The organism is Blastococcus sp. TML/M2B, assembly GCF_016612865.1.
Classification (GTDB): domain Bacteria; phylum Actinomycetota; class Actinomycetes; order Mycobacteriales; family Geodermatophilaceae; genus Blastococcus.
The window spans coordinates 208,523-235,063 of sequence record NZ_JAENZZ010000001.1; the positions used below are offsets into that span (position 1 = coordinate 208,523).

Consider the following 26,541-nt stretch of genomic DNA (forward strand, 5'->3'; position numbering starts at 1 on the left):
GTTGCTCACGAGACCCCTGGCTCTGCCGCCGACGGGGCTCCCACCGGCCCGGGGGCCGGCGCCGGCTCGTCGGTCGGGGAACCGCCACCGGCGACGATGCGCCGGCCGACCGGGGGGAGCATCGATCGCCTGTCCTCGTCGACCGGGTAGTCGTACCGGAGCCCCAGCGCCCGCGCCCTCCGCGCCGGGACCCCGTCGAGCACGACGCCGAGCAGCCGCGCGCCGTGCTCGGAGAGCGTGGCGGCCGCGTCGGCGAGTTCCCGCTGTCCGGTGCGCCGGTAGGGGGCGACGAGGAGGCAGCCGTCCGCGGCGGCGCCGAGCACGGCCGCATCGGGCACCGGGTTCAGCGCCGGGCTGTCGACGACGACCACGTCGTGGGATCTCGTGAGGGTGCGCAGCGTCCCGGCCAGGGCCGGCGACGCGTGCACCGCACTGGCGTCCAGGGTGTCGACGGTGCCGGCGGGGATGACGTACCGGGCGGTCCTCCTCGCCGACGCGCAGCACCTCCTCCAGCGTGGCCTTCCCGGCCAGCAGGTCGGTGAGGCCCGGGTCCCCGGGGCCCTCCGGGACGGCGGTGCCGACCGGGAGGGGACGGGCGTCGAGGAGGGCGACCCGCAGGCCGGCGCGGGCGATCGCCTCGGCCAACCCGGCCGCGACGTCCGGCCGCGGGCCGTCGGGCCCGGTGGCGGCGACGACGACGACCCGGGGCGGTGGACCGTCGCCACCGCCGAGGAGACGGGTGCGCAGCCTGCTGAAGGCCGCCGTGTCGGGGACGCCGCTCAGCGTCGCGAGCAGCTCGGTGCCCGACCAGTCGCGCACGTCGTCGCTGTGCGTGACGGTGCGGGTCGATCGCGGGGGCAGCGCGACGAGCAGGAGGCCGGCCAGGAGTCCGGCCAGGGCGCCGAAGGAGAGGTTGCGGGTCGCGTCCGGCGAGATCGGCTCGGTGGGACGCGGCGCCGAGCGGATCGTCGTGGAAGGACACCGGCGCGCCCACCCGCCCGCGGGAGGACTCCACCGCCGTCGCCTCGGCGGTGAACTCCTCACCGACGGCGTCGGCGAGCTGCTGAGCCCGGGCCGCGGAGGGGTCGGTGACGGTCACCTCGATGATGCCCGTCTCGGGCACCGAGCGGGCGGACACCCGCTCGGTGAGCTCGGCCATGGGCAGGTCCAGGCCCAGGCCGTCGGCGGCGGCGCGGAGCACGTCCTCGCTCTCGGCGAGGGTCGCGTAGGACAGCGCGCGCTGCTGCGCGAAGAGCCCGGCCGCGTAGGCGTCGGCGGCCGCGGCCGAGCCGGTCTGCCCCACGAACACCTGCGTGGAGGACCGGTAGAGCGGCGTCGTCTGCCAGGTGACGACGCCCGCGGCGACCAGGCCCAGGACGATCCCGAGCGCGGGCAGCCACCAGCGGGAGCGCGCTGCACCCAGCGCGTCCTGTCCGGTCACGATGCCCCCGCTCGACGTGGCGATCTCCTGCCCGGCCGTCGACCAGGTAGCCCCGCGGCACCCGGCCCAGGCCGTGGAGGGCCACAAGTTACCTCTGCCCACCGGCCCCGTCAGCCCCTTCCGTCGCGCTGAGTCACCATCCGCCCAGGCGCTGGGTCGGAAATGGGTCCGCACGGTCCGGTTCCGGCACGCTGGAGAGCCCGATACCTCCCGATGGGCGATGCGCACGGGTATGTTCCGGCGCCGACCCGGTCGACGAGGTCCGCCGGGAGCGCAGCCATAGCCGCGGAGGGAGCGCAGATGAGGGTCCGGACCCCCGGCCGGTGGGGAGCCGTGCTGGTCGCCGCGGTGGTGACGGCCGGCCTGGCCGGGTGCGGGGGGAGCTCCGTCGCGGCCGAGCCGAGCGGGGTCCTCGCGGTGGTGGTCGGCGGGCACGCGGGTGCGCCCGCCCCGGTCCTGACCGGCGCGGCCGCTGCCGCCCGTGATCTGGCGGTCGCCCAGCAGTCGATGCTGTCGGTGGTGGTCGCCGACGGTGCGCCCACCCCGGTGGGCGAGCCGGTGCGGCTGGCCGGTGGCAGCGCGGAGCAGCGCGCGGAGAACCGGCAGCGGGTCGACGACGCGGTCTCCGGCGTCCGGGCCCAGGCTCCCGAGTCCGACCTGCTCACCGCGCTGGGCGTCGCGGCCCGCAGCGTGCCGCCCGGTCCCGGCCTCCGCACCCTCGTGGTCCTCGACCCGGGGCTGTCCACCGCCGGGCCGATGGACCTCACCCGGCCCGGCCTGCTCGACGCGGAGCCCAAGGAGGTCGCCGACTCGCTCGCGGACGCCGGACTGCTGCCCGCCCTCGACGGGTTCTCCGTGGTGTTCCAGGGCCTGGGCCAGGCGGTCCTGCCCCAGGCGCCCCCGGACGAGGCCCGCCGGACCCAGGTCGAGCAGCTCTGGACCACGATCGCCCTCCGCTCCGGCGCGGTCGCGGTCGAGCTCGACGACGTCCGGGACCCCGCACCGCTCGAGGGCCCGCTGCCGGCCGTCCGGTCCGTCGACGTCGGTCCCGGGGTGTCCTGCTCGCCGCAGCAGCTGGTCCTCCGCGGCGGGGACGTGGGCTTCCGCCCGGGCGAGATCGAGTTCCTGGACCGCGCGCGGGTGATCGAGGTCCTGGGCCCGTTCGCCCGGCAGATGCAGGAGCGGCAGATCATCGGCGAGGTGTTCGGCTTCCACCCCGCCGTCGGCGATCCCGAGCGCGTCGTCACGCTGAGCCATGAGCGGGCGCAGCAGGTGGCCAACGTGCTGATCGAGCTCGGTGTGGACGTCGACAACCTGCGGGTGCTGGGCTTCGGGAGCTCCTCCGAGGACTACGTCCCCGACCGGGACGCGGCAGGGAGGCTCGACCCGGCCGCGGCCGCGCTGAACCGGGTGGTGACCATCGACTTCACCGCGGACGTGGACTGCGGGTGAGCGGGGCGCACCTGCCGTTCCTCCTCGCCGGTCGGGTGAACGGCGGCCGGACCGCGTCCTGCTGCGCCGTTCCGCACCTACAGTGACTCCATGACCGGCCGCCGGCTCGTGGTGGGGACCTCCTACGGCCCTGCCGGGGCGAGCACGCGGGTGCGGGTGCTCGACTGGCTGCGGTTCCTGGACCTCGACGCCGAGGTGCACGACTACCTCGGCGCTGCGAACGTCCGGCCCGGGACGCTGCTGCGCGACCCGCTCGCCGTGCTCCGGGCCGAGCGGCACCTCCGTTCGCTGCGCTCCGCGGCGCCCCCGGACCGGGTGCTCATCTCCCGCTCGATGGGGCCGTTCACCCGGGGGCGCATCGAGGCCGGGCTCATGCAGCGGGCGGGCTGGGGGGTGTACGACTTCGACGACGCCCTCCACGACGACCGGCGCGGCGGCGTCCACCGCGTGTTCGGCGAGGCGGCCGGCTGGTCGACGGCGGTCCGCGGGGCGGATCTCGTCGTCGCGGGCAACGACCTCCTGGCCGAGGCCGCTTCCCGGCTGAACCCGAACGTGACGGTGATCCCCAGCTGCGTGGACCCCGACGACTACCCGGTCAAGGAGGACTACGCCGTCGGGGAGGTGCCCCGGCTGCTGTGGCTCGGATCGCCGTCCACGGAGCCCTACCTGGACGAGGTGGCGCCGGCGCTGCTGCAGGTCCACCGCGCGACCGGCGCCCGGCTGACCGTCATCAGCGCGGGCAGCCGGCCGCTCGGCGAGCTGGAGGCCATGACCGACCGGGTGACGTGGGACGGCCCGCGCACCGACCGGCTCATCGCCGCCGCGGACTGCGGTCTCATGCCGCTGCCCGACACCGCCTGGTCGCGGGGCAAATGCGCCTACAAGCTCCTGCAGTACGGGGCGGCGGGCCTGCCGTCGGTGGCCTCGCCGGTGGGGGTGAACGCCCGGGTCCTCGAGCAGCTGCACGGCCTACCCGCCACCGACACCGGCTCCTGGGTGGATGCGGTGCTCGCGCTGCTCTCCGAACCGGAGGCGGCCCGCCGCGCCCGCGGCGACGCGGCCCGCAGAGCGGTGGCGGAGCACTACAGCTTCGCGGCCTGGCAGGACGACTTCCTGCGAGCGCTCCACCTCCCGGCCGCCCCGGAGCCCCCTCGCCCGACCGACCGCGCCGGCGCCGCGGGGGAGGTCGAGCCCTGAACGCCGAGAGCGACAGCCCGCCGGCCGAGGCGCCGGTGGCCGAGGACCGGCCGGAGCCCCCGGCCCCACCGGGCTCGGTGCCGCGCCGGCGGTGGCGCACGCTCTGGGCGCTCGGCCTCGCTCTGGTCGCCGGGCTCGGGATCATCTGGGCCGTCGTCGCCACGGGCGGCGACGGGGCACCGGCCGGCCCGGGGCAGGAGGCCCCGCCGGCGGCCGAGGGCGGGGGCGTTCCGCCGGGCGCCGTCGACGTCCGGGACTTCGGCGCGACCGGGGACGGCGTCACCGACGACGCCCCGGCGATCCGGCAGGCCCTGGAGAGCGCCGACGCGGTGCACCTGAGCGCCGGCACCTACCTGCTCGGGAGCTACGCGACCCCGCGGACGACGGTGATCGATGCCGATTTCGTGTTCCGGCTGCGCGACGGCCAGACGGTCACCGCCGACCCGGGTGCGGTCCTCCGCATGGCCGACGGCGTGATCGCCGACTCGTCCGCGGAGTGGGGCGGGAACGTGTTCCTCGCGGAGGGCACCCGGGACGTGACCCTCTCGGGCTTCACCCTCGACCTCAACGGCCCCGGCAACCTGGTCCCGGCGGGGCGGACGATCACCGCCTACGGGCTGTACACCTTCGGCGCCGACCAGGTCACCGTGCAGGACGTGACCATGGTCGACACCCCCGGCCAGAACTACGTCGTGGCCCAGGGCGGCGGCTCGGGCTTCGAGGTCCGGGACTCGACCTTCCGCAACGGCGGCACCTCGATCCCGGGCAACGAGGACCAGATCGACTTCTCCGCGCTCTACTTCACCGGTACCGACGTCGTGGTCGACGGCATCACGGTCGAGCACGACCAGCAGCCCTTCACCTACAGCGGGGGCGTCGAGCTGCACGGGCCCCGGCAGTCGCTGACGAACAGCCGCATCAGCGACAGCTGGCCGGCCGTCTACATCGGCCCCGACGTGTACAGCGACCTCGCGTTGCAGGACGGCATCACCGTCGAGGCCAACCAGTTCCTCGACGTCGGGCGCGGGGTGGTGTTCAACGCCGGCGGGACCGGCGCGATCGACGACGTGAGCATCACCGGCAACCTCTTCCGGCTGGCCGACTTCGCCGGGTTCGAGGGGGAGCCGACCCGCGGGATCGACCAGGACATGCCCCCGGACGGCAGGTGGACCTACCACCACATCATCACCGGCCTGACGATCGGTGAGAACCGCTTCCAGGCCGACGGGAGCCGGTCCGACGCGATCGTGCGGCTGTCCCAGGTGCACTCCGCCACCATCGAGGGCAACCGGTTCGACGACATAGCCGGCACCGTGATCGCGCTGAACAGCTCGCCGTGGGACACGAAGAACGTGCTCATCGCGGACAACGACATCGGGTGGGCGCAGCGCCGAGGGCGCGCCGGCGATCGCCCTCTCGCTCGACGGCAGCTCGACCTCACCGCCGAAGGATGCGTTCGACGCCCGCGACATCGTGGTCTCCGGCAACCGCCTCGACCTGCACTGGCCCCAGTCGCGGGCCTGCGCCGTGCACGCCAACTGGAGCGACGGCGCCACGGTCAGCGGCATCTCCCTGCGCGGCAACGACTTCGACGACGCCGAGCGGGTCACCTGCGGTCCCCGCGGAGGAGAGCTGTCCGTCCAGCCGTGACGCCCGACGTGCAGGGGTCCGCTCACGCTCTGTAGCGTCGGGGTGCCACCCCGTGCTGCATCAGGCCGGGGCCAGGCACGGCGGGAACGGGGACGCACGGATGAGCACGGTGCACGTCGTCGCGCTGGCCTGGCCCATCCTCCTCGTGGGCGCCGGCCTCGTGATCGGCCGTGTGCTGCGCCGCGCCGACCGCGCGGAGGAACCGCGCGGGGAGGAGACGCCCGGGGACGAGACACCCGGAGAGGGGACGCCCGGAGCGGGCGCGGAGGCGCGCACGCCCCAGGACCCGGTCGCTCCCGACGTCCCCGCCGAACGCTGACTCTCGGTCCGCGCCACGTCGCTGCCCGAAGTCGACGCAGCCGCCCGTGCCGGTCCGGGTTGTCGCCCGCCGACGTGGGGTAGACGATGTCCGGAGCCGTCGCCGGCTGGCCCGCGGGTAGGGCTACGGGTACGTCGCGGACGAAGAAGGACCCATGGTCCAGATGCTGATGGTCGGGCTCGTGTGGCTCGCGCTGACGGCCGCCCTGTGCCTGGTCATCGGCCGTGCGCTGCGCGCGGGCGACCTGGCCGAGGAACGGGGCGCCCGGGCCAGGCTGGTGGCGCTCTCCCGGGCGGATCTGGCCACGCGGTCACCCGGCGGGCTCGGGGAGGTCGGCCCCTTCGCACCCGAACCGGGGAGCCCGCTCGTGGACGACGAGGAGCTCGACCGCTGGGGTGAGCTCTGGCGCTGGGAGGACGAGCTCCGGCGCGGTGTCGACCAGTGGTGCGCCGACGCGGACGCCGACGCGGACCGGGGCACGGATCCCCGGGACGAGGGGCCACGGCGGCCCGGCCCCGACCAGCCCGCCTGACCGGGGCGACGCAGCCGGCGGGCGCGGGCTAGGCGGTTCCCGGCCGCGCGGAGCCGTTCCGCAGCCAGCGCCACAGGATGGTCAGGTCCGACCGCAGGGACCAGCTGCCGAGGTAGCGCTCCAGCTCGCGCGACGCCTCCTCGGTCGACCGGGGCGCCCCGCGGTGATCCCAGGGAGCGGTGAGACCGGGTCGCATGCTCGGGCCGCAGCTGGGCCACTCTCCCGAGCGCACCCCGGGTGCCGGTGGCCGCGGACCGATGAAGGACAGATCCCCCCGGAGCACGTTGATCAGCTGCGGCAGCCCCTCGACCGCGTAGCGCCGGAGGACCGCGCCGACGCGCGTGACCTGTCCGTCCTGCCGCCCGCCGGAGGTCGTGGTCCGGAACCGGAGCAGCGAGAACTCCCGCCCCCACCTGCCCAGCCGGCGCTCGCGGCGCAGCACGGGGCCGGCGTCCTCGGCCCAGATGGCCAGCGCGATGAGCCCCAGCCACGGCAGGGCGAGGACGAGCAGGACGGCGGCGCCCGTCCGGTCCACCGCTGCCTTGATGCGGTGGTGCGGGGTCGTCGGGTGGTCGTATCGGCTGGCAGGCGCTAGTGACATGGCTGCGGCCTCCTGTGCGGATCGCGCCGGGCTGAGCGAAGCGTGCTGGGTGGAGGGCGGACGGCGCGGGATCACTGCCGTCGCGGCGTGGCGGTGCATGGGCGACGGGGTACCGGGTGCCAGGGCTTCGGGTGCCAGGGCGTGGCAGAGCCGGACCCGGTACGGGCGACCTCGGGGCCGTCCCGTCGAACGGCGCCGGGCATGCGTCGGGGCGCCGTGGACCTCAGGTTAGTCGGGCCGGACGTCCCGGTCCTCGTCCGCGGGGAGGACGGAGCCGAGGTCCACGGGCAGGCCCGTCCGGAGCTGCAGGACCGTCACCTCGGTCGTGGTCGCGATCAGCGCGGCCGGCTCGGCACCGGGGTCCGCGCGCGTCGGTCCCGCGGGGCCGCACCCGGCGCCCGACGACGTCGAGGCGGGGGCAGGGGGCAGCGCCGGAGGAGGTGCGGCGGGCGACGGTGCCGGTGGAGCGGGGAGCGGGAGGGCGGGTGCGGCGACGGCCGGATGCGCCGCGCCGGTGGCCGGTCGCGCGTCGGCGCCCCCGGCCGGTGAGGACGTGCCGCTGCTCGGCACGGCCTGGCGACGTTCGCCGGCCGGGCCGCGGTAGCTCGAGGAGACGTCTGCCTGAGCGCCGAGGCACGGCGGGCCGGACACGTGCCCGGAGGCGTCCGCGGTGGTGGGGAGAGCGGGCGCCTGCGCGTTCGTGAGCCCGACCAGCGGAGCCGGAACCGGGGCCGGGGTGACCGCCGGGAGCGCTGCCGAACCCGTTCCGGCCGGCAAGGCGGCGGGGGTCGGCTGCGAGGAGGAGCTCTCGGTCGGCGGCGCGCACCCCGGCGGCGCAGCGACGGGCTCCGCCGGGTCGGGGGCGGTGGCTGCTCCGAGGACCGGCGCCGTGGCCGTGGTGGTGGTCGTGGTCGTGGTCGCCGTGGTCGGGGCGGGGACGGTGCTCGAACCGGTGGTCGACGCGGTTGCGGCGGACGTCGGCCCGCCCGCCGGGCACCTGCCCGTCACCGCTCCGGTGCCGGTGGTGGCGGTGCCGGTGCCGGTCGCGGTGGTCGTGGCTGTGGCGGCGGTCGTGGTCGTCGTCGGGGCCGGGGCCGGCCCCGGCGCCGGCGCCGTGGACGGGCTGGTGGCCGGGACGCTGGTCACCGGCACCGAACCGCTCGCGGGGGTCGACGACGGCTGCGCGGGCGGAGGCTCGGACGCCGCGACCGGCGCCGGTTCAGGCGCGGGCTCGGCCACGGGCTCGGCCGCGGGCTCGGCCACGGGCTCGTCGGACCCGGCGAGCTCGTGGGGATCGGTGCCGGTTCCGGGTCCGACGGCTCCTCGGCCGGCTCGCTCGTCGCCGGGAGCGCCTCGTCCGGCGGCTGCGTTGCGGACTCGGGGACCGGCGCGAGCAGTGCGGGCGCCGGCGGAGCGGTGTGGGGCGTGTGCCGGGGCGGGAGCGAGTGGTCCTCGTCGGTTCCGGCGTGGCCGGGATCCGCGGACTGGGCCGCGCCGACCGTCGCACCTGCGGGCTCGACGCCGGGGGGATCCGCGGAGTCGGCCAGGGCCGGCCGGCCGGCCAGCGCCAGCAGCGCCCAGATCCCCACGGCGAGGAGTCCGAGGAGCAGGAGGCGGTGCCGGGGAACCGCGCGGCCGCCACCGGCGTGGGGGAACCCGTCGGGTTCCCTCACGCTGTGCCCCGCGACCACGGTGCTCACCGTGCTGGCTTACGGGCCGGGCCGGGGGTGCGTCAACCGTTCGGCGCGGAGTCGTTCCGCTGGTGGCGTGGGCATCACTGTTGGTGAGCGCCCCGTGCCGCCAGCCACGCCGCGCACCGCGTCGTCCCGTCGGCCCTGCTCATGGCCTCGGGGACTCCGGGGCGAGCCGGAACACCGTCCACCCCGGTGCGCGCGAGTGCGGGACCAGGCGGGGGAACTCCTCGAAGGTGCCCTCGTGCACGGGGTTGATGTAGGCGAAGAAGAGCGGGGCGGCGTCCTCGCGCTGCTCCTCGCAGAGGCGGGCCAGCAGCAGCTTGAGCGTGGTCGCGCCGAACGAGTTGAACAGGGCGATGACGAGGGGCCCCTCCGGGGGTGTGAAGCCGGCCGCGTCCCCCGGCACGACGTCGACGACCTGGCCGGCGGAGTGCCGGCCGCGCCGCCCGGCCCGCCAGCGGCGGACGTTCTCGGCACCCTCGGCCGCCAGGTCCGGGTCGAGCTCGATGCCGAGCACGCGCCCGAAGCCGAGCTCGGCGGCGAGGAGGACCGCCCGCCCACGTCCCGCTCCCAGGTCCACGAACGTCGCGGCGGCCGGGTCCACGGGGATGGTGGCCACCAGACGGCGCAGCGGGGACAGCCCGATCGGCTGGTAGTAGTTGCCGTCGCCGCCCACGGACAGCCGGGAGAGCGCGCTCTCGTTGCGCACGAAGCCGCGGGTCCGCACCCCGCGGCGCACGTCGAAGACGTACTCGGCCGCGAGCGCGAGGGGCGCACGGGCGAACTCCTTGGTGAGCCGGGCGGCCTCGACGGGGATGCCGCGCAGCCCGTTCCGCCGCGCGGCCGCCAGTCGTTGTCCAGCGCGGGAGAGCTTCCACGTCACCGTCGAGAGAGCCACCTGTCCTCCTTGCGAGCGAGCCGGGGTCGGATCCGGCGCAGCACAGCGGACGGGGGCGCGGCAGGGCAATCGGAGTGCGCACGGAGGGTTCCGGTTCGGCGTGGCACGCCGATCTCCTCACCCGTGCGTGATCAGGACGTGGCCGTGGGTGAAGCCGGAGCCGTCACGCCGTCCAGGCCAGCAACGCGTCGGCGTCCTTGGTGTTGATCACCCGGTCGGGCGCGACGCCGCACTCGATCGCGCGCTCGACGCCGTTGGACTGCCAGTCCAGCTGGCCCGGCGCGTGCGCGTCGGTGTCGATCGCGAACTCGCAGCCGAGCTCGGCGGCCAGGGTGAGCAGCCGCCGGGGCGGGTCCAGCCGCTCCGGACGGGAGTTGATCTCGACGGCGGTGCCGAACTCGACGCAGGCGGCGAAGACGGCCTCGGCGTCGAACGTGCTCTCCGGGCGCGGCTTCTGCTCGCCGTTGCGCTGCCGGCGGCCGATGACCAGCCGCCCGGTGCAGTGCCCGAGGACGTCGGTGTGGGGGTTGGCGACGGCGGTGAGCATCCGCCCGGTCATCTGGGCGCTCGCCGCGCGGAGGTCGGAGTGCACGCTGGCGACGACGACGTCCAGCCGGCCGAGCAACTCGTCGGTCTGGTCCAGGCTGCCATCGGCGTTGATGTCGCACTCGATGCCGGTGAGGATGCGGAAGGGCGCGAGCTCGTCGTTGAGCGCGGCGACCTCGTCGAGCTGCTTCTCCAGCCGCGCCGGGGTGAGGCCGTTGGCGACGGTCAGCCGGGGGGAGTGGTCGGTCAGCGCCATGTACTCGTGGCCCAGCGCGATCGCGGCCTCGGCCATCTCGCGGATCGGGCTGCCGCCGTCGGACCAGTCCGAGTGCAGGTGCAGGTCGCCCTTGAGAGCGGCGCGGAACTCTGCGACGTCGTCGGCCAGCGGGACGAGCTCGGCCAGGTCCTGCTCGAGCTTCGCCAGGTACTCGGGCACCTGCCCCTTGTGCGCCTGCACGACGACGGCGGCGGTCTTGGGGCCCACGCCCTTGAGGTCCTTGAGCGTGCCGGTGCGGATCTTCAGGTCCAGCTGCTCCTCGCCGAGGCCGTCGACGACGGCGGCCGCGGTGCGGAACGCCTGCACCCGGTAGCTGGGCTCGCGGGCGCGCTCCAGGAGGAAGGCGATCCTCCGGAGCGCGGCCGCGGGCGGGAGCGGGCTGGTCAGCGCCGCGCCTTCTTCAGCTTCTTCTCGGCCTTCTTCTGCGCCTTGGCGGCGCGCTTGGAGGCCTTCTCGAACCCGTGCTCGGTGGCAGCGGCGGCGGCCCGGGCGCTCCTGCGGGCGCGGTAGCCGACCGACGGCCTGCCCTCGGTGTCGACGGCGGCCAGCAGCAGCCCGCCGAGGATGCCGGCGTTCTTCAGGAAGTTCGAGATCTGCCCGAAGCGCTCGGTCGGGTCGTCGTGCTCCCAGAAGCGGTGCCCGGCCAGCGTCGTCGGCACGATCGAGGCCGACAGCACCAGCGCGGTCAGCCGCGGCATCTTGTTGAGCGCGAACAGCGAGCCGGCGGCCACCTTGACGGCGGCGTCGACCTTCACCCACTGCTCGACGTCCTTGGGCACCTCGACCGGGAGCTGCTTGTCGGCGGCGTCCGCGAGCTTCTCGACCACGGGGCGGGCGCCCGGCACGCGGTCCTGCGGCTTGCGCAGGGTGCTGATGCCGCCGTACACGAACGGGGCGGCGAGCAGGGGCCGGGCGATCCGGCGGACCAGCATGGTGACCTCTTTCCCTCTGTACCTCGGTGGGTCGTCGGGTCGTGCACTGCCCGGTGCGCGGCCCGGGCAATCCCCGCACCCGACCGTAGTGATCACCGGCGCGGCGCGCCCTTCGACGCGGGGCGCACCCCGTCCGTCCCCGTCGAGATCGCCGATCTCGCACGGAAGGGGCCCTCGTGGCGTGCGAGATCGCCGATCTCGCCGGGGGTGGGGGTCAGGAGCCGCGGCAGCAGTAGACGGTCAGGGTCGCGCGCTTGCGGAAGCGGAACTCGGTGGCCGGGGCGCCCATCTCGCCGTCGTAGGCCACCCGCTGCGGGCCGGAGCGCGAGACCACCGTCAGCTCGCGCGCCTGGAACCCGCCGTAGCTGCGGCTGCGCTCGCTGACGCCCAGCAGCGTGGACAGCACCGCGCGGGTGCGGCCGAAGCGCAGGTCCGCGCGCAGGTACTGGACGTCGAGGACGCCGTCCTCGAGCCGCGGGCGCCAGGCCGGTGCCAGCCCGCGCGGGGTGTAGGCGCCGTTGCCGACGAAGAGGATCCACACCCGCAGCCGCCGTCCGTCGACGTCGAGCTCGACGGGCGTCCCCGTGCGCAGCACCTGGGCGGCGGCCACGCTGAGCGCCAGCCACTTGCCGAGCGTCCCGGACAGCCGATCGCGGCGGCGCACCATCTCCGGGTAGGCGCCGATGCTCGAGGTGTTGAGGAACGGCGTCCCGTTCACCTCGGCGACGTCGACGCTCACCCCCTCCCCGGCCAGCACCGCGTCGATGGCGTCCTGCGGGGCCAGCAGGCCGACGTCGCGGGCGAAGTGGTTGAGGGTGCCGGCGGGGATGACCGCCAGCGGGAGGCCGTGCTCCAGCGCCACCGCGGCGGCCGCGGCGACGCTGCCGTCGCCGCCCGCGACGCCGAGGGCGCGGGCGCCCTCGCGGGCCGCCGTCCGCAGCAGCTCGTCGACGCCGGCCTCCTCGGTCGTCTCGAACACCTGCGCGCGGGGGAGCAGGCGGGCGATGTCCGCGGCGGGGTCGTAGTCGTCCGGGCCCGAGCGCGGGTTGACCGCGACGGCGAGCCCCTCGCCCCCGGGGAGGGCCGGTGCGTGCGACGCCGGTCGCACCCGGGCCGGCTCGGTCGGCCGCACCCGCCACCAGTGCTGCGTCGCCGCGGCGACTCCCGCGCCGACGGCGAACCCGGCGACGACGTCCCCCGGGTAGTGCACCCCCACGTGCACGCGGGAGTAGCCGACGGCCAGCCCCAGCGGCGCGAGCGCGGCGCCCACCGGCAGCGACTCCATCGCCATGCCGGTGACGAAGGCCGCCGCCGACGCGGAGTGCCCGCTCGGGAAGGACGACGAGGTCGGCGAGCGGCGCAGCAGCCGCTCGGCGCGCAGGACGATCAGGTCGGGCCGGCGGCGCCGGAACAGCGTCTTGAGGACGGCGTTGACCACCGTGCTGGAGATCGCCAGCGAGCCGAGTCCGCGCAGGGCACCCCGGCGCAGCGAGCCGCGGCGGAGCGCGAGCAGCCCGCCGATGGCCAGCCAGAGCCGGCCGTGGTCGGCCGCGTGCGTGAGCCGCCGCAGCCAGCGGTCGGCGGGGGAGTGGGGCAGCCCGCCGACCAGCGCGTGCAGGCGGGCGTCCAGGTCGCGCGCGGTAGGCACGCCCGGACGCTAGTTCAGCCGTGCCCCGGGCGCGTCATCCGCTCTGCGCGGTGCGGCCCCCGTGACCCCGCTGGGATCAGGGAACCTGATCGTGGCGTGTCCTCCCTCGTGGTGTGCGGTGAGGGAGGACGCCCGGCGGGGAGGGAGGACGAGCTCCGGAGGGAGCTCAGCGGCTGCGCGCCAGCCGGTTGGGGAGCGGCGCGAGGCGGCGGGGCTCCACCGACCCGCGGTACTCGTACTCCAGCGCGCCGCGCGGGCCGAAGACCTCGACCGGCCCGATGACGCGGAGGGTCGACCAGTCGGCGCCGGCGTACTCGCCGTCGGCGGCGATCTGGCGGTTCAGCTCGGCGCGCAGCACCGAGGTCGCTCCGGCGAGGTGCGCGTAGGGCATCGCCGTCGTGGTCGTGAACCTGCTCATGCCCCGGGAATTCGGCGTCGTCCGGCACTGGCTGTACCGACTCCACCGACGTTCACCCGTTCGGGTGACAGCGGGGCGCTGACCAGCGGTTTCCTGCGCAGTTCGGACGGCGGCACGGCCGGAAAGGTTCCGGAATCGGACCGGCCGCGACCGCGGGTCAGTCGGTCTTCTGGCGGGCCCGGTAGGCGGCGACCGTGGAGCGGCTCGCGCAGGTGTTGGAGCAGTAGCGCCGGCTGGCGTTGCGCGAGGTGTCGACGTAGACGTCGTCGCAGTTCTCGGCCGCGCAGACGCCCAGGCGCCGCCACCCGTGCTGCACGACCACCTGCGACAGGCCCATCGCCACCGTGGTCGTCAGCTGCTCGAGCGCCGGGGCGTCGGGGCGCGCGTAGTGCAGGTGCAGCTCGCCGTCGTGGTCGGTGGCGTACGGCCGTGGTCGCGCCATCGCCAGCAGCTCGTTGAGCCGTCCGAGGACGTCGTCCTGCGTCTCGGCCAGCGCGACGGCGCGCACGAGAGCGGCGGCCGAGGCGGCCTTCTGCGTCTCGCCGGGCGAGAGCTCGAGCGCCGTGCCCGGGGTGAACCACTCGTCGTGGGAGCCCAGGAAGGCAGGCGCCCACTCCGGGTCGCTGCGGTCGGTGTTGGCCAGCTCGATCGCCAGCTCGACCGCCGTCGACCCGTAGGTGTCGTAATCCATGTGGCTCCCTACCGATCCGTGCTACCGTCGCTGCTCGTAGGCGGTCAACGAGCATTGACCCCCTACGGATTCCTCTCCCCTGCAAGTGAAAACGAGCTTCCCCGTGCGCGCGTACCTCCCTGTCTGGCGGCTGCCGTCGGCCCCCGTGCTGCTGATCGCCGGTTTCGCCGGCCGGCTGCCCTCGGCCATGGTCCCGCTGGCGTTGCTGCTCATGGTGCAGCAGCAGACCGGCTCCTACGCCGTGGCCGGGCTCGCGGCCGCGACCCTCGGCGTCGCCTCCGCCGTCATGGCCCCGATCCTCGGCCGGCTCGCCGACCGCCGCGGTCCCCGGCCCGTGCTGCTCGCCCAGGCCGCCGCCTACCCGCTGCTCCTCGCGCTGCTCATCGCCGTCGTCCTCGGTGGCGCTCCCGACGCGGCCGTCGTCGCGGCCTCCGCCGGTGCCGGCGCGGCCACCCCGCTGGTGTCGGGCACGGTGCGCGCGCTGTGGTCCCGGGTCGACCCGCGCGTCCGCCCGACGGCCTACGCGCTGGACGCCACCGCGACCGAGCTCGTCTTCGTCGTCGGCCCCTCGCTGGTCGCCGCGCTCGCCGTCCTCACCTCGCCGGCGCTGGCCGTCGGCGTCGCGGGCGTGCTCGCCGTCGCCGGCTCCCTGGGCATCGCGACCTCCGCGGCCACCCGCGCCTACGTGCCCTCACCGGGGACGGCGTCGGGCATGTTCTCGACCGTGCGGACGCCGGGCATGCCCCGCCTGCTGATCAGCGGCGCGGCCCTGATGCTCGGCTTCGGCGCGCTCGAGGTGGCCGTCCCGGCGTTCGCCGACGGGATCGGTGCCCCCGGCATGTCCGGCCTGCTGCTGGCGCTGTGGGCGCTCGGCTCGACGATCGGCGGTCTGTGGTTCGGCGCCCGCGTGCTCAGCATGTCGCTGCCCCGCCAGTACCGGCTGCTGCTGCTCGGCGTCACGATCGGGCTGGCGCCGCTGGCGTGGATCTCCAGCCCCTGGGCGCTGGGGGTGCTGCTCTTCCTGGGCGGGACGGCGATCGCCCCCACGCTCACCGTGCAGAACACCCTGGTCGGCTCGATGGCCCCGGCGCACGCCACCACCGAGGCGTTCACCTGGCTCTCGACCATCACCGTCGGCGCCTCCGCGGTCGGTGCCGCGGTCGGCGGGGCGCTGATCGAGGGCCGGTTCGGGGTCAGCGGCAGCCTGGCGCTCGCCACCCTGGGCGCGGCGACCGCCGTCGCCATCACGCTGGTGCCCGGCCGCCGGCCCGCCGTCAACGCGGCCGACGCCGTCCGCACCCCCGTCGCCGCCTGATCCGGCACCTCCCGTGCGCCGAGTTCGACGAACTCGTGGCCATCGGCCGCTGATCGCCACGAGTTCGTCGCACTCGTCGCGCGGGCGGGAGGGGTGGCCGACCACCCCGGGCTACGACTCCCCTCCGGGGCGCTGGTAGTCTTCCCGTCGGCGGTTACGAGGGAACTCGGACCCCGGGAGGCTTCGCCTAGTCCGGTCTATGGCGCCGCACTGCTAATGCGGTTTGGGTTAATCCCCATCCCGGGTTCAAATCCCGGAGCCTCCGCGCACGACAACTGAACACCGGCACCCGTAGCTCAACGGATAGAGCATCTGACTACGGATCAGAAGGTTAGGGGTTCGAATCCCTTCGGGTGCACGTCTGGTTGAGACACCGAACGGCGCGCCACCCCGACGGGGGTGGCGCGCCGTTTCGTGTGCAGGGCCCGAGGGGTCCAGCCCGCGGGGTCGAGCCCCGCGGGCCCGCCCGTCACGGGGCGAAGGCGAGGCTCCCCATCGTCGGGCCGCACATCGGCAGACCGATGCCTGCGAAGCCGTTGCCCGTCACGCTGGACGACGTGATCACGCCGTCGGAGTAGACGCCGCACGCCGATCCCTCGGCCTGGGTCCGGGTGATCCGGTTGCGGGTCACCACGATGCCGTCGGCCCGGTAGCCGTCGAGGCCGAGCGCGATGGCCGGGGCGCCGGTGCTGCCCAGCCAGGTCGCGCTGTTGTCCGAGAAGGTCACGTTCCGGGTGTCCCACGGCGATCCGCCCAGCTGGAACACGGTGCCAGACATCTGGTGGAACCGGTTCTGCTGGATGGTGCCGCTGTGGATCTGCGACAGCCGGATGCCGAAGTCGCTCTGCCCGTCGGCGTCGTGGAAGTCGTTGTCGCGGATGTCCAGCCCGGTGATGATGTGGTGGTAGGTCCAGTTGCCGTCCGGCGGGGCGTCCTGGTCGACGCCGCGCCCCGCGCCCAGGCCGGGGAAGGACGTCATCGTCACCGTGTTGCGGGCGAACTCGACGCCGGCGATCGCCCCGGTGCCGAGCGCGTGGAAGGTCACCGCGCGCCCCACCTCGAGGAACTGGTTCCCGGTGACGACCGTGTCCTCCATGACCTCGAGCTCGGAGGCGACGTCGGGGCCGATGTAGACGGCGGGGAAGCTGCGCTCGATGACGCTGTTGGTCACCGCGTTGCGGGTCCCGTGCAGCTCGATGCCCCCGCTGTAGAACCAGGGCAGCCGGTCGTGGGTGATGCGGACCCGGTCGACCACCACGTTCGAGCCGGTGAAGTACATCGCCGAGTAGTCGACCTGCTCCCGGTTGGCCGCCAGTGACGTGCCCCCGTTGACGAAGGTCGAGCCCTCCACGCGGAAGCCGTCGCCGCGGCCCTGCATGACGATGTAGTTCTGGCCGGGCGTGTTCTGCATCGTCACGTCGCGCACGGTGACGCGGTCGGCGCCGTAGGTGTAGACGCCGTAGCCGGTGATCGTGCGGCCCGCGGGCACGAGGTTGTTCGCGCCGTTGAAGTCCCAGGTGCCGCCGGAGATGGTGACGTCCGACGCGCCGTCGATCATGAACAGGTTGCCGCCCCAGAGGGTCGGGGAGCCCGGGATGATGCCGTCGGCGAAGGTGAGGACGGCGCCGGGGTCGGCCGTGACGGTCTGCCCGCTGCGCAGCGAGAACATGAAGTCGGCGTGCAACCGGGTCTGCCGCGGGCTCTCGAAGGTCTCCAGCAGGTACTCCCCGGCCGGGATGTGGACGTGCTGGTTGGCGGCGAGCGCGGCGCGGATGGCCGGCGCGGCGTCGGTGCGCCCGTCCGCCCGCGCGCCGTAGGAGGCGACGCTCACGCCGGCGGGCGCCGGTGCCGGCGCAGCCGCCGGGCCGGGGGGCCGGGGCGCTGCTCGACGGGACGGCCGGCGGTGCGCTCGCCTCGGTGGGAGGCGGGGTCGCGGCGGTGGTCTGGGTGGCGGCCACGCTGCCGGCACGGGGCGCGTGCGGATGCGCGCCGCGGGTGCCGTTCCAGGTGCGGTGCCGTGCGGCGTCCGTCACGGCCGTTCCGGTGTCCTCCGCGCTCGGCGACGACGAGATCTGGAACGCCGCCGCGCCGATCAGCGCGAGGGCCGCCACCAGCAGGCAGTTCAGCCGGGTCCGGTGCCGGCGGGCGCGGGTCCGGCGCGCGTCCGCGCGCCAGGCCGGGTCGCCCGTCGCGGGGGTCGTGGACGGGCGGGTGGGGCGGGCGGGGGCTGCTGTCGTCACGAGCCGTGGGTCCTCTCCATGCGGAGACGCCGTCCTCCGAGCCGTCGCCGCGCTGCTGCAGGCGGAACCGGATGCCGTGGATGTGGTCCGGACGGTTCGGGGACGCCGCGTCGTCCGCGGCGATGCGGCGGTGAGGTCCGCGCCGGACCCCTCCTGCCCTCTGTGGTTCGCGGCAGACGGTAGCCACGCGGTACTGATGAGTCACGAAAAAGTCGACATGTCGACTCTTCCCGCCCCATGGGTCACAGCCGTCACATCGAGGGCGCCTTCGCGGGCGCGCCGACGCCGGGATCCCGCGCAGGAGAACTCCCCGCGGGGCGTGCGCCGGCCGCGGGGAGAGCTGAGGGGCGGGGGGCCGGTCCTGACGGTCTGGCCGCGTTGGTCGGTCCACCCAGCGATGGGTGGCCACTCATTGCCGGCTCCCCCGCCCGCACCAACTGTGAGCCAGGCCACAGCGCGGCGTCAACCCCGCCGGGGAGATCGCCCGGCCCCGGGCGTGTCCCTGCTGGTCACGGCCCCCGGGGCGCAGAGATCTACCGCGGGGTTGCCGTCCGTGACGCAACTCGCCGGAGCGCGGGCAGGACACACCGGAGGACACGCCGCCCGCGCCCATCGAATCCGGTGACTCCCTGGCGACGATCCGTGACCTCGTTCATCATCGGGGGGACGACGCACGAAGCGGGGGCAGGGCGATCGAGACCATCCGGCACGGTGCCGCACGACCGGCGCCCTCTGCGCTCGCCACCGTGCTCGCCGGGCTCGTGCTGGGCCTCACCGCGATCGGCGTCCTGGCCGCGCCCCCCGCCGCAGCGATCGACGACCCCGCCGTCCCGGACGCACGCGTGACCGGCGCACCCAGCTGCCGGCCCGGCGGTCTCGTCGTCGAGGTGGTCGGCGGGACCGCCCCCTACGCCGTCCGTCTGGCGACCACCCGCGCGCCCGCCGGCGAGGACGAGGGCGTGGTGCAGCCCGGCGAGACCGTCGTGCTGCGGACCGGCGACGTCGCCCCGGGCGAGACCATCGACGGCCGGCTCGAGTACACGGCGCAGGACGGCTCCGGGCCGGACGTCGTCGACGAGCTCGCCGGCGCCACCTTCACCCGCCCCACCGCCGAGGCCTGCGAGCAGGCGACCGAGAGCCCCGACCCGGAGCCCGGCGACGAGCCGCCGACGCCGGCCGAGCCCACCACGCCGGCCGAGCCGGCTCCCGCGCCGCCGACGACGACCGGCCCCAGGCCGCCTCCCTCGTCGTCCCCGGAACCGACCCCGTCGCCGTCGGCCCCCTCGTCGAGCGCGCCTGCCCCCTCGGCCCCGTCCACCCCGGCGCCGACGACGGCGCCCCGCCCGCCGGCGCCTCCGGCTGAGGCCCGCGAGGGTGCCGCGCCGGTCGAGCGCGGCAGCACGCTCCGGGTGCGCGTGGACGGCTACCAGCCGGGCGAGCTCGTGACCTTCACGCTGCACGGCAGCGACGAGGTGCTCGGCTCGGCCACCGCCGACGACGACGGCGCGGTCGTCACCCAGGTGCTCATCCCGGCGTGGACGGCGGCGGGCCCGGTCTCGCTGGACGCCGTCGGCACCACGTCCTCCGCCGTCGCCGGCGTCCCGCTCGACGTGACCGCCACCGCGGTGACCGAGCCGGCGGAGGCGGGGCCGCCGCTGGTCCCGCTTCTCGCCGCGGCCGCTGCGCTCGCGGTCGCCGGCGGCGCGCTGGTGTCCATGACGAAGCCGCGACCCGGGCGCGGCTGAGTCCCGACCCGCCCGGCGCGCGGTTTCGGCCGGAGAGGAACGGGGGACGACGCCCGCGTGAGCCTCTCCGAGGACGCGCGGATCCCCCCGGCTCCGGCCGTTCCCCCCGGGACCGCACCCCGCCCCGCCGGGACGTGGCTCCGTGTCGTGGAGGTGCACGACCGCATCACCCGGCGGGTCGACTCCGCTCTGCACCGCCGGCACGGCCTCTCGCTGACCGGCTTCGAGGCGCTGCGCCGGATCGCCGACGCCCCGGGGGAGCGCGCGTCGATGGGCGAGGTGGCCGAGGCGCTCGGGCTCTCCCGGCCGGGCGTGACCAGCACGGTGAGCCGGCTGGTGGCCGACGGGCTGGTGCGGCGCGAGCGCGTGGACGCCGACCGGGCGGGTGCTGCACGCCCGCCTCACCGACGCCGGGCGCCGGCGGGTCGCCGAGGCGGCGATCACCCACGACGAGCTGGTCGCGCAGCTGCTCACCCCGCTCGGTGACGACGCCGCCGTCGTCACCGACGCCCTGGCGCGGGTCTCCGCCGCCGCCCGTTCCCGGCGCTGACCCGACGCCCACGACCGGGAACGGAACCGTCCGGACCGTTGCAGCTTCGTTGCCAACTGGGCGGGCCCGGCCCGACGACCTGTGTTTGCATGGCTGTGGTCCCGATCACAACGACGTGGAGGAGGCGGCCGTGCGGTCGCCCTCAGGACGGCCCGCCCGAGGAGTTCGCCGGCGGTGACGCCGGCCGGTGCACTCGCCCGCGACCAGCGGGCCACGAGCCGATCCTCGGCTGAACTGCCGTCCGCCAGCTCACCGACCGGAGGAAACCGTGCGCTCCACCCGAACGACCGCTCCCGCCCTGACCGCCGCGACTCTGCTGCTGCTCGCTGCCTGCGGGGACGACGAGGGGGGATCCTCCGGCGGGGGTGATGCCGCCTCGTACCCCGACGACGACATCACCCTCTACGTCCCCTACGCGCCCGCCGGCCCGACCGACCTCGCCGCACGCACCATCGCGAGCTGCATGGAGGACGAGTTCGGCCAGACCGTCATCGTGGAGAACCGCGAGGGCGCTTCGGGTTCGATCGGCATGCAGGCCATGCTGGCCGGCGACCCGGACGGCTACACGCTCTCCCTGATCGCCGTCCCGGCGACGGCGACCAACCCGTTGCAGGGCGACGACGTCGGCTACACCAACGACGACTACGTCCCGATCGCCGCGGTCACCCAGATCCCCTCGGCCCTCGTCGTCGGCCCGGACTCCGAGTACGCGGACGCCGAAGCGTTCTTCGAGGCGGCCCGGGAGAACCCCGGCGACCTCAACGTCGGGGTCCCCGGGACGACCACCTCGCAGGCGATGGAGCTCAAGCGGATGGCCGAGGAGTACGACACCCGAGCTCACCCTCGTGCCGTTCACGGGCAACGCGGAGATGACGACGGCGCTCGCCGGTGGCAACGTCGATGCGATCTTCATCAACAGCTCGCAGGACGTGCTGGAGAACATCGACGCCGGCAAGTTCGTGCCGCTGGCCGTCAGCACGCCCGAGCCGGTCGACTACATCGACGCCCCGCCGCTGGCCGAGGTCGGCTTCCCGGAGCTGACCAACAGCGTCTCGGTGTTCGGCCTGGCCGCCCCGGCCGAGACGCCCGACGAGATCGTCGGCACGCTCGAGGACACCGTCAGCACCTGCCTCGAGAAGCCCGACGTCGTCGAGCAACTGGGGGAGCAGTACGTGCCGGACGAGTTCATCGGCACCGACGCCTTCCGGGAGCGCATCGACGAGATCGTCGACGTCTACGGCCCGATCCTCGGGGACTGACCGAGCGGTTCCGCCCATCGACGGGAGTTCGATGTCCAGGCACCTGTTCCGGCTCGCGCCGCTCGTCCTGCTGCTGCTCGGCATCGCCGCGATGCTGATGGCCCGGGACTTGACCCTGGGGGAGTTCCGCTCGCCCGGGCCCGGCCTCTGGCCGTTCCTCTGCGCGACCCTGCTCGCGCTGACAGCGCTGGTCCTGCTCGTCGTCGACGACCCGGAGGACTACGAGCCGTGGACCCGCGGAACGGTCGGCATCGGCCTGGGGCTGGTCAGCCTCGCGGTGTTCATCGTGTTGTTCCAGGAGATCGGCTTCCTCGTCCCGGCGGTGCTCATGCTGCTGGTCTGGTTGCGGCTGTTCGCCCGGGAGCCGTGGAGGTGGGCGCTGCCGCTGGCGGTGATCGGCGCGGTGGTCTTCCACCTGGTGTTCGTCGAGGCCCTCGGCGTGCCCTTCCCCGACGACATCGTGCTGGGAGGCTGACGTGGGCATCCTGGACGGCCTCGGCGAGGGCTTCTCCGTCGCGCTCGACCCGATCAACATCCTGTACGTCTTCCTGGGCGTGCTGATCGGCACCGTCATCGGCGTCCTCCCCGGCCTCGGGCCGACGGCGACGATCGCGCTGCTGCTGCCGCTGACCTACGAGATCGAGCCGGCGACGGCGGTGATCATGTTGGCCGGCATCTACTACGGCTCCATGTACGGCGGCACCATCACGTCGGTGCTGCTGCGGCTGCCCGGCGAGGCGGCATCGGTGGTCACGGTGTTCGACGGGCACCAGATGGCGATGCAGGGCCGGGCGGGGCCGGCGCTGGGCATCGCGGCGGTGGGCTCGTTCATCGGCGGCACCGTCTCGGTGATCGGGCTGATCCTGCTCGCGCCGCCGCTGGCCGACCTGGCGGTCGAGTTCGGCCCTCCGGAGTACGTGGCGCTCACCGCGTTCGGCATCCTGCTGGTCACCTACCTGGGGACCAAGCACCCGGTGAAGGCCCTGTGCATGGCAGCGCTGGGCCTGCTGCTGGCCACCATCGGCCAGGACGCGATCACCGGCACCACGCGGTTCACCTTCGACCAGGTGGAGCTCTTCGACGGACTGGACTTCGTCGCGGTGGCCATGGGCCTGTTCGGTGTGGGGGAGATCCTCTACAACCTCGAGCAGACCGAGAAGGCCGAGCAGATCAAGACGCGGATCAAGAACATCTGGCCCTCTCGTCGGGACTTCCGCGACTCCTCCGGCGCCATCGGGCGCGGTTCGGTGCTCGGCTTCGTGCTGGGCGTGCTGCCGGGCGGTGGCGGGGTCATCTCCTCGCTGGCCTCCTACGCGCTGGAGAAGCGCCGCGCCAAGGACCCGACACGGTTCGGCAAGGGCGCCATCGAGGGCGTCGCGGGGCCGGAGACGGCGAACAACGCGTCCTCCACCTCGGCGTTCGTGCCGCTGCTGACCCTGGGCATCCCGGCGAACGTCGTGCTGGCGCTGATCTACGGCGCGCTGCTCATCCAGGGCATCACCCCCGGCCCGCAGCTGATCGACCAGAACCCGGACATCTTCTGGGGCGTCATCGCCTCGATGTTCATCGGCAACCTGATGCTGTTGGCGCTCAACGTGCCGCTGGTGGGCGTCTTCGTGCAGCTGCTGCGCGTGCGGGCGGGCATCCTCGCCGCCTTCGCGCTGCTGATCACGATGGCCGGAGTCTTCTCGGTCAACAACGACCCGTTCGACATGTGGGTCGTGCTGGTGTTCGGCGTCGTCGGCTGGCTGATGAAGAAGACCGGGTTCGAGCCCGGGCCGCTCGTGCTGGCGTTCGTGCTCGGCTCGATCCTCGAGCGGGCGTTCCGCCAGTCGATGCTGCTCTCCGGAGGGGAGTTCGACATCTTCATCACCCGGCCGCTCTCGGGCACGATCTTCGCGCTCATGGCGGCGGTGGTCATCTACAGCACGGTGCGCGGGATCCGGCGGCAGCGCCGGGGCCGGCCGGCGGCGCTGTACGCCGACCAGCTCGAGTCCGCGGCGCCGGGTCAGGACACCCCGGGCGCCGAGTCCGAGGGGACCTCGTGGACCCCTGAGTCGGACCACGACGACGCGACGCGGGAGGTCGGCCCCGGCGAGCGGGACGGCGGTGGCAGCACACGGGTCGACATCGACCGCCCCTGAGCCGCGACCGCTGGGCACCTGGGGCAGAGTGGGGAGGCCGGAGGACACCAGCGGACGGGGAGCCAGTGATCGACAAGCGGGTCGGGTCGCTGACCGAGGCGGTCGCCGGGATCGCCGACGGCGCGACGGTGCTCGTCGGCGGGTTCGGCAACTCCGGGATCCCGGTGGAGCTGGTGCACGCCCTGCTCAACGAGGGCGCCCGCGACCTGACGCTGGTGACCAACAACGCCGGCAGCGGGGAGACCGACGTCGCCGCCCTGCTGCGCGAGCGCCGGGTGCGCAAGATCATCTGCTCCTACCCGAGGTCCAGCGGCTCGGTGTGGTTCGAGGAGCGCTACCGCGCGGGCGAGATCGAGCTGGAGCTCGTCCCGCAGGGGACGCTCAGCGAGCGGATGCGCGCCGCCGGCGCCGGCCTGGGCGGCTTCTTCACCCCCGCGGGCGCGGACTCGCTGCTCGCCGAGGGCAAGGAGGTGCGGGTCATCAACGGCCGGCGGCACGTCTTCGAGGAGCCGCTGCACGGGGACGTCGCGCTGATCAAGGCGCGCAAGGCGGATCGCTGGGGCAACCTCGTCTACTCGACGGCGGCCAGGAACTTCGGCCCGACGATGGCCACCGCGGCGGCGCTGACCGTCGTCCAGGTGCGCGAGTTCGTCGAGCTCGGCGACCTCGACCCGGAGTGCGTCGTGACCCCCGGCATCTTCGTCGACCGCGTCGTGGAGGTCCCCGCATGAGCCGGCTCGCGCTCACCGACATGGCCCGGCGCGTGGCCCGCGACATCCCCAGCGGCGCCTACGTCAACCTCGGCATCGGCATGCCCACGCTGGTGGGCCAGGTCGTCTCGCCCGAGAAGGAGATCGTCTACCACTCGGAGAACGGCATCCTCGGGATGGGGCCGGCGCCCGCGCCCGGTGAAGGCGACCCCGAGCTGATCAACGCCGGCAAGCAGCCGGTCACCCTGGTGCCCGGCGGCTCGTTCTTCCACCACACCGACTCGTTCATGATGATGCGCGGTGGGCACATCGACGTCACCGTGCTCGGCGGGTTCCAGGTCTCGGAGAAGGGCGACCTGGCCAACTGGGCGACCGACGACGTCGGCCACCCGCCGGCGGTCGGCGGCGCCATGGACCTCGCCGTCGGCGCCAAGCGGGTGCTGGTGCTGATGACGCACACCACCAAGGACGGCCGGCCCAAGATCCTGCCGCTGTGCACGTACCCGCTCACCGCGGCGGCCGTGGTCGACCGGATCTACACCGACCTGGCGGTCATCGACGTCGTGCCCGGGGGGCTGCTCGTGCGCGAGGTGGTCGAGGGCCTGGGCCGTGACGAGCTCCAGGAGCGCACCGGCGCCCGGCTCTCCTTCGCCGACGACGTCGTCCCGCTGGTACCCGGCGCGGTCTGACGGGGGCGGCGTGCGCACCGCCGAGAACCGGAACGCTTCGAGCCCGTAGTGTTTCTGCGCTGACCGGTCCGGGCACCGCCCCGGTCATGCTCGCGGAGTGCACCGTGGTCGTGCCCACGGTCGGGCGGCCCTCGCTCGACGTGCTCCTGGACGCGCTCGCCACCGCCTCCGGCCCGCGCCCGGCCGAGCTGGTGCTGGTCGACGACCGCCCCGCCGGACCGCCGCTGGCGCCCGAGCGCCCCGGCCTCCCGCCGGTCCGCGTGGTCCGCACCGGGGGCGGGGGCCCCGCCCGCGCCCGCAACCTCGGCTGGCGCACCGCGCGCACCCCGTGGATCGCGTTCCTCGACGACGACGTCGTCCCCGATCCCGACTGGTACGCCGCGCTGGACCGCGATCTCGCCGAGCTGCCGGCCGACGTCGCCGGCAGCCAGGGCCGGGTGCGCGTCCCGCTGCCGGAGGACCGCCCGCCCACCGACTGGGAGCGCGGCACCGCCGGCCTGGCCACGAGCTCCTGGATCACCGCCGACCTGGCCTACCGCCGGGCCGCGCTCTCCGCTGTCGGCGGCTTCGACGAGCGCTTCCCCCGCGCCTTCCGCGAGGACTCCGACCTGGCGCTGCGGATCACGGCCACCGGCGCGCGCCTGGTCCGCGGGGAGCGGTGGATCACCCACCCGGTGCGCCCCACCGACCGCTGGGTGAGCGCCCGCGTGCAGGCCGGCAACGCCGACGACGTCCTCATGCGGCGGCTGCACGGGCCGGGCTGGCGCGCTCCGCACCGGGCGAACGCCCCGCTCGGCCGCCGCCCCCAGCACACCGCCGTCACCGCCGCCGCGGTCGCCGCCGCGGGCCTCGCGCTCAGCGGCCGGCCCCGGGCCGCCCTCGCCGCGGCCGGCGCCTGGGCCGCCGGCACCGCGGAGTTCGCCTGGCGCCGCATCGCGCCCGGGCCGCGCACCCGCGATGAGGTGCGCACGATGCTCGCCACCAGCGCCGTCATCCCGCCCCTGGCGACGTGGCACTGGCTGCGGGGCGTCGTGCGGCACGTCGGCGTCCGGCCGTGGCGCGGGCTGCCCGACCTCGTGCTCTTCGACCGCGACGGCACGCTGGTCCGCGACTACCCCTACAACGGGGACCCGGCGCTGGTGAGGCCGGTGGACGGCGCGAAGGCGGCGCTGGACGCGCTGCGCGCCCGCGGCGTGCGGGTCGGGGTGGTCAGCAACCAGTCCGGCGTGGCCCGCGGGATCATCATCCGGGCGCAGGTCGACGCCTGCATGGCGCGGCTCGCGGAGCTGCTCGGCCCGTTCGACACGCTGCAGGTCTGCCCGCACGGCCCGGACGACGGCTGCACCTGCCGCAAGCCCGCGCCCGGCATGGTGAAGACCGCCTGCGCCGAGCTCGACGTCGACCCCGCGCGGTGCGTGGTCATCGGCGACATCGCCGCCGACGTCGACGCCGCGGCCGCCGCCGGCGCCACCGGGATCATGGTGCCGACGCCGGTCACCCGGAAGGCCGAGGTCGCCGCGGCCGCGCACGTCGCGCCGACGCTGACCGCCGCGGTCGACGACGTCCTGGGCGGCCGGTGGTGACCGCCCGCCC

At 74.9% G+C, this 26,541-nt stretch carries 23 protein-coding genes, 2 tRNA genes and 2 pseudogenes; 18 read left to right on the forward strand and 9 right to left on the reverse strand.

Annotated elements, in window-relative coordinates; all coding sequences use genetic code 11:
• Positions 1-5: 5 nt before the first annotated feature.
• Positions 6-428 carry a hypothetical protein gene (locus tag JKP75_RS00935; protein ID WP_200492683.1) on the reverse strand — a complete coding sequence of 141 codons (423 nt, stop codon included), beginning with the start codon at positions 426-428 and terminating at the stop codon, positions 6-8.
• Between the two features lie 1,313 nt (positions 429-1,741).
• On the opposite strand from JKP75_RS00935, the gene JKP75_RS00940 reads away from it, so the two are divergent.
• From JKP75_RS00940 to JKP75_RS00960, 5 genes are all read left to right on the forward strand, one after another.
• Complete coding sequence (locus JKP75_RS00940) at positions 1,742-2,893, forward strand: OmpA family protein (RefSeq protein ID WP_200489542.1); 1,152 nt, start codon at positions 1,742-1,744, stop codon at positions 2,891-2,893.
• A gap of 90 nt (positions 2,894-2,983) precedes the next feature.
• Positions 2,984-4,090 (forward strand): glycosyltransferase, encoded by a 1,107-nt coding sequence (locus JKP75_RS00945; protein WP_200492684.1) that lies wholly within the window; start codon positions 2,984-2,986, stop codon positions 4,088-4,090.
• A gap of 35 nt (positions 4,091-4,125) precedes the next feature.
• Positions 4,126-5,775 (forward strand): glycosyl hydrolase family 28-related protein, encoded by a 1,650-nt coding sequence (locus tag JKP75_RS00950; protein ID WP_200492685.1) that lies wholly within the window; start codon positions 4,126-4,128, stop codon positions 5,773-5,775.
• Positions 5,776-5,840: 65 nt separating this feature from the next.
• Positions 5,841-6,059: a hypothetical protein gene (locus JKP75_RS00955; protein WP_200489540.1), complete on the forward strand. Its 219-nt coding sequence runs from the start codon at positions 5,841-5,843 to the stop codon at positions 6,057-6,059.
• Between the two features lie 154 nt (positions 6,060-6,213).
• Positions 6,214-6,591: a hypothetical protein gene (locus JKP75_RS00960; protein ID WP_200489539.1), complete on the forward strand. Its 378-nt coding sequence runs from the start codon at positions 6,214-6,216 to the stop codon at positions 6,589-6,591.
• A 28-nt stretch (positions 6,592-6,619) separates the two neighbouring features.
• On the opposite strand, the gene JKP75_RS00965 is transcribed toward JKP75_RS00960, so the two are convergent.
• The 7 genes from JKP75_RS00965 to JKP75_RS00995 form a co-directional block, all read right to left on the reverse strand.
• Entirely contained in the window at positions 6,620-7,192 is a 573-nt protein-coding gene (locus JKP75_RS00965) for a sugar transferase (protein ID WP_200489538.1), read from the reverse strand.
• Positions 7,193-9,031: 1,839 nt separating this feature from the next.
• Positions 9,032-9,784, reverse strand: a complete 753-nt coding sequence (locus tag JKP75_RS00970; RefSeq protein WP_200489537.1) for a class I SAM-dependent methyltransferase — start codon at positions 9,782-9,784, stop codon at positions 9,032-9,034.
• A gap of 163 nt (positions 9,785-9,947) precedes the next feature.
• The gene (locus JKP75_RS00975) at positions 9,948-10,994 is read right to left on the reverse strand and encodes a PHP domain-containing protein (protein WP_200492939.1); all 1,047 of its coding nucleotides are present in this window, start codon (positions 10,992-10,994) and stop codon (positions 9,948-9,950) included.
• The gene (locus JKP75_RS00980) at positions 10,991-11,539 is read right to left on the reverse strand and encodes a DoxX family membrane protein (protein ID WP_200489536.1); all 549 of its coding nucleotides are present in this window, start codon (positions 11,537-11,539) and stop codon (positions 10,991-10,993) included. The genes JKP75_RS00975 and JKP75_RS00980 overlap by 4 nt, the downstream gene beginning before the upstream one ends.
• A 214-nt stretch (positions 11,540-11,753) precedes the next feature.
• Positions 11,754-13,187 (reverse strand): phosphatase PAP2 family protein, encoded by a 1,434-nt coding sequence (locus JKP75_RS00985; RefSeq protein WP_200492686.1) that lies wholly within the window; start codon positions 13,185-13,187, stop codon positions 11,754-11,756.
• A gap of 166 nt (positions 13,188-13,353) precedes the next feature.
• Positions 13,354-13,605, reverse strand: a complete 252-nt coding sequence (locus JKP75_RS00990) for a hypothetical protein (RefSeq protein ID WP_200489534.1) — start codon at positions 13,603-13,605, stop codon at positions 13,354-13,356.
• A 157-nt stretch (positions 13,606-13,762) separates the two neighbouring features.
• Complete coding sequence (locus JKP75_RS00995) at positions 13,763-14,296, reverse strand: CGNR zinc finger domain-containing protein (protein WP_200489533.1); 534 nt, start codon at positions 14,294-14,296, stop codon at positions 13,763-13,765.
• 103 nt (positions 14,297-14,399) lie between these two features.
• Between JKP75_RS00995 and JKP75_RS01000 the strand changes: the two genes are divergently transcribed.
• The 3 genes from JKP75_RS01000 (at position 14,400) to JKP75_RS01010 (ending at position 15,969) form a co-directional block, all read left to right on the forward strand.
• The gene (locus JKP75_RS01000) at positions 14,400-15,611 is read left to right on the forward strand and encodes an MFS transporter (protein ID WP_200489532.1); all 1,212 of its coding nucleotides are present in this window, start codon (positions 14,400-14,402) and stop codon (positions 15,609-15,611) included.
• Positions 15,612-15,787: 176 nt separating this feature from the next.
• A tRNA-Ser gene (locus tag JKP75_RS01005) sits at positions 15,788-15,876 on the forward strand.
• A gap of 20 nt (positions 15,877-15,896) precedes the next feature.
• Positions 15,897-15,969, forward strand: a tRNA-Arg gene (locus JKP75_RS01010).
• A 111-nt stretch (positions 15,970-16,080) separates the two neighbouring features.
• Here the strand turns inward: JKP75_RS01010 and JKP75_RS23575 are convergent.
• Complete coding sequence (locus JKP75_RS23575) at positions 16,081-17,442, reverse strand: right-handed parallel beta-helix repeat-containing protein (RefSeq protein ID WP_200492687.1); 1,362 nt, start codon at positions 17,440-17,442, stop codon at positions 16,081-16,083.
• A gap of 1,155 nt (positions 17,443-18,597) precedes the next feature.
• Between JKP75_RS23575 and JKP75_RS01020 the strand changes: the two genes are divergently transcribed.
• The 10 genes and pseudogenes from JKP75_RS01020 (at position 18,598) to JKP75_RS01055 (ending at position 26,531) form a co-directional block, all read left to right on the forward strand.
• Positions 18,598-19,596: a hypothetical protein gene (locus JKP75_RS01020; protein WP_200489530.1), complete on the forward strand. Its 999-nt coding sequence runs from the start codon at positions 18,598-18,600 to the stop codon at positions 19,594-19,596.
• 153 nt (positions 19,597-19,749) lie between these two features.
• Positions 19,750-19,917 (forward strand): annotated as a pseudogene (locus JKP75_RS23580) (MarR family transcriptional regulator); the annotation flags it as partial.
• A gap of 64 nt (positions 19,918-19,981) precedes the next feature.
• A complete protein-coding gene (locus JKP75_RS19995; RefSeq protein ID WP_242473241.1) occupies positions 19,982-20,146 on the forward strand; it encodes a hypothetical protein in 165 nt (54 codons plus the stop codon).
• 463 nt (positions 20,147-20,609) lie between these two features.
• Positions 20,610-20,912 (forward strand): annotated as a pseudogene (locus JKP75_RS22310) (tripartite tricarboxylate transporter substrate-binding protein); the annotation flags it as partial.
• 79 nt (positions 20,913-20,991) lie between these two features.
• Positions 20,992-21,405, forward strand: coding sequence for a tripartite tricarboxylate transporter substrate-binding protein (locus tag JKP75_RS22315; protein WP_309229398.1), 414 nt, complete (start codon positions 20,992-20,994; stop codon positions 21,403-21,405).
• Positions 21,406-21,436: 31 nt separating this feature from the next.
• Positions 21,437-21,880, forward strand: a complete 444-nt coding sequence (locus JKP75_RS01035; protein WP_200489527.1) for a tripartite tricarboxylate transporter TctB family protein — start codon at positions 21,437-21,439, stop codon at positions 21,878-21,880.
• A gap of 1 nt (position 21,881) precedes the next feature.
• Positions 21,882-23,549 carry a tripartite tricarboxylate transporter permease gene (locus tag JKP75_RS01040; RefSeq protein ID WP_200492688.1) on the forward strand — a complete coding sequence of 556 codons (1,668 nt, stop codon included), beginning with the start codon at positions 21,882-21,884 and terminating at the stop codon, positions 23,547-23,549.
• A gap of 65 nt (positions 23,550-23,614) precedes the next feature.
• A complete protein-coding gene (locus JKP75_RS01045; protein ID WP_200492689.1) occupies positions 23,615-24,280 on the forward strand; it encodes a 3-oxoacid CoA-transferase subunit A in 666 nt (221 codons plus the stop codon).
• Positions 24,277-24,948 carry a 3-oxoacid CoA-transferase subunit B gene (locus tag JKP75_RS01050; protein WP_200489526.1) on the forward strand — a complete coding sequence of 224 codons (672 nt, stop codon included), beginning with the start codon at positions 24,277-24,279 and terminating at the stop codon, positions 24,946-24,948. Before JKP75_RS01045 ends, JKP75_RS01050 begins: the two co-directional genes overlap by 4 nt.
• Before the next feature lie 104 nt (positions 24,949-25,052).
• Positions 25,053-26,531, forward strand: coding sequence for an HAD-IIIA family hydrolase (locus tag JKP75_RS01055; RefSeq protein ID WP_309229399.1), 1,479 nt, complete (start codon positions 25,053-25,055; stop codon positions 26,529-26,531).
• Positions 26,532-26,541 lie beyond the last annotated feature (10 nt).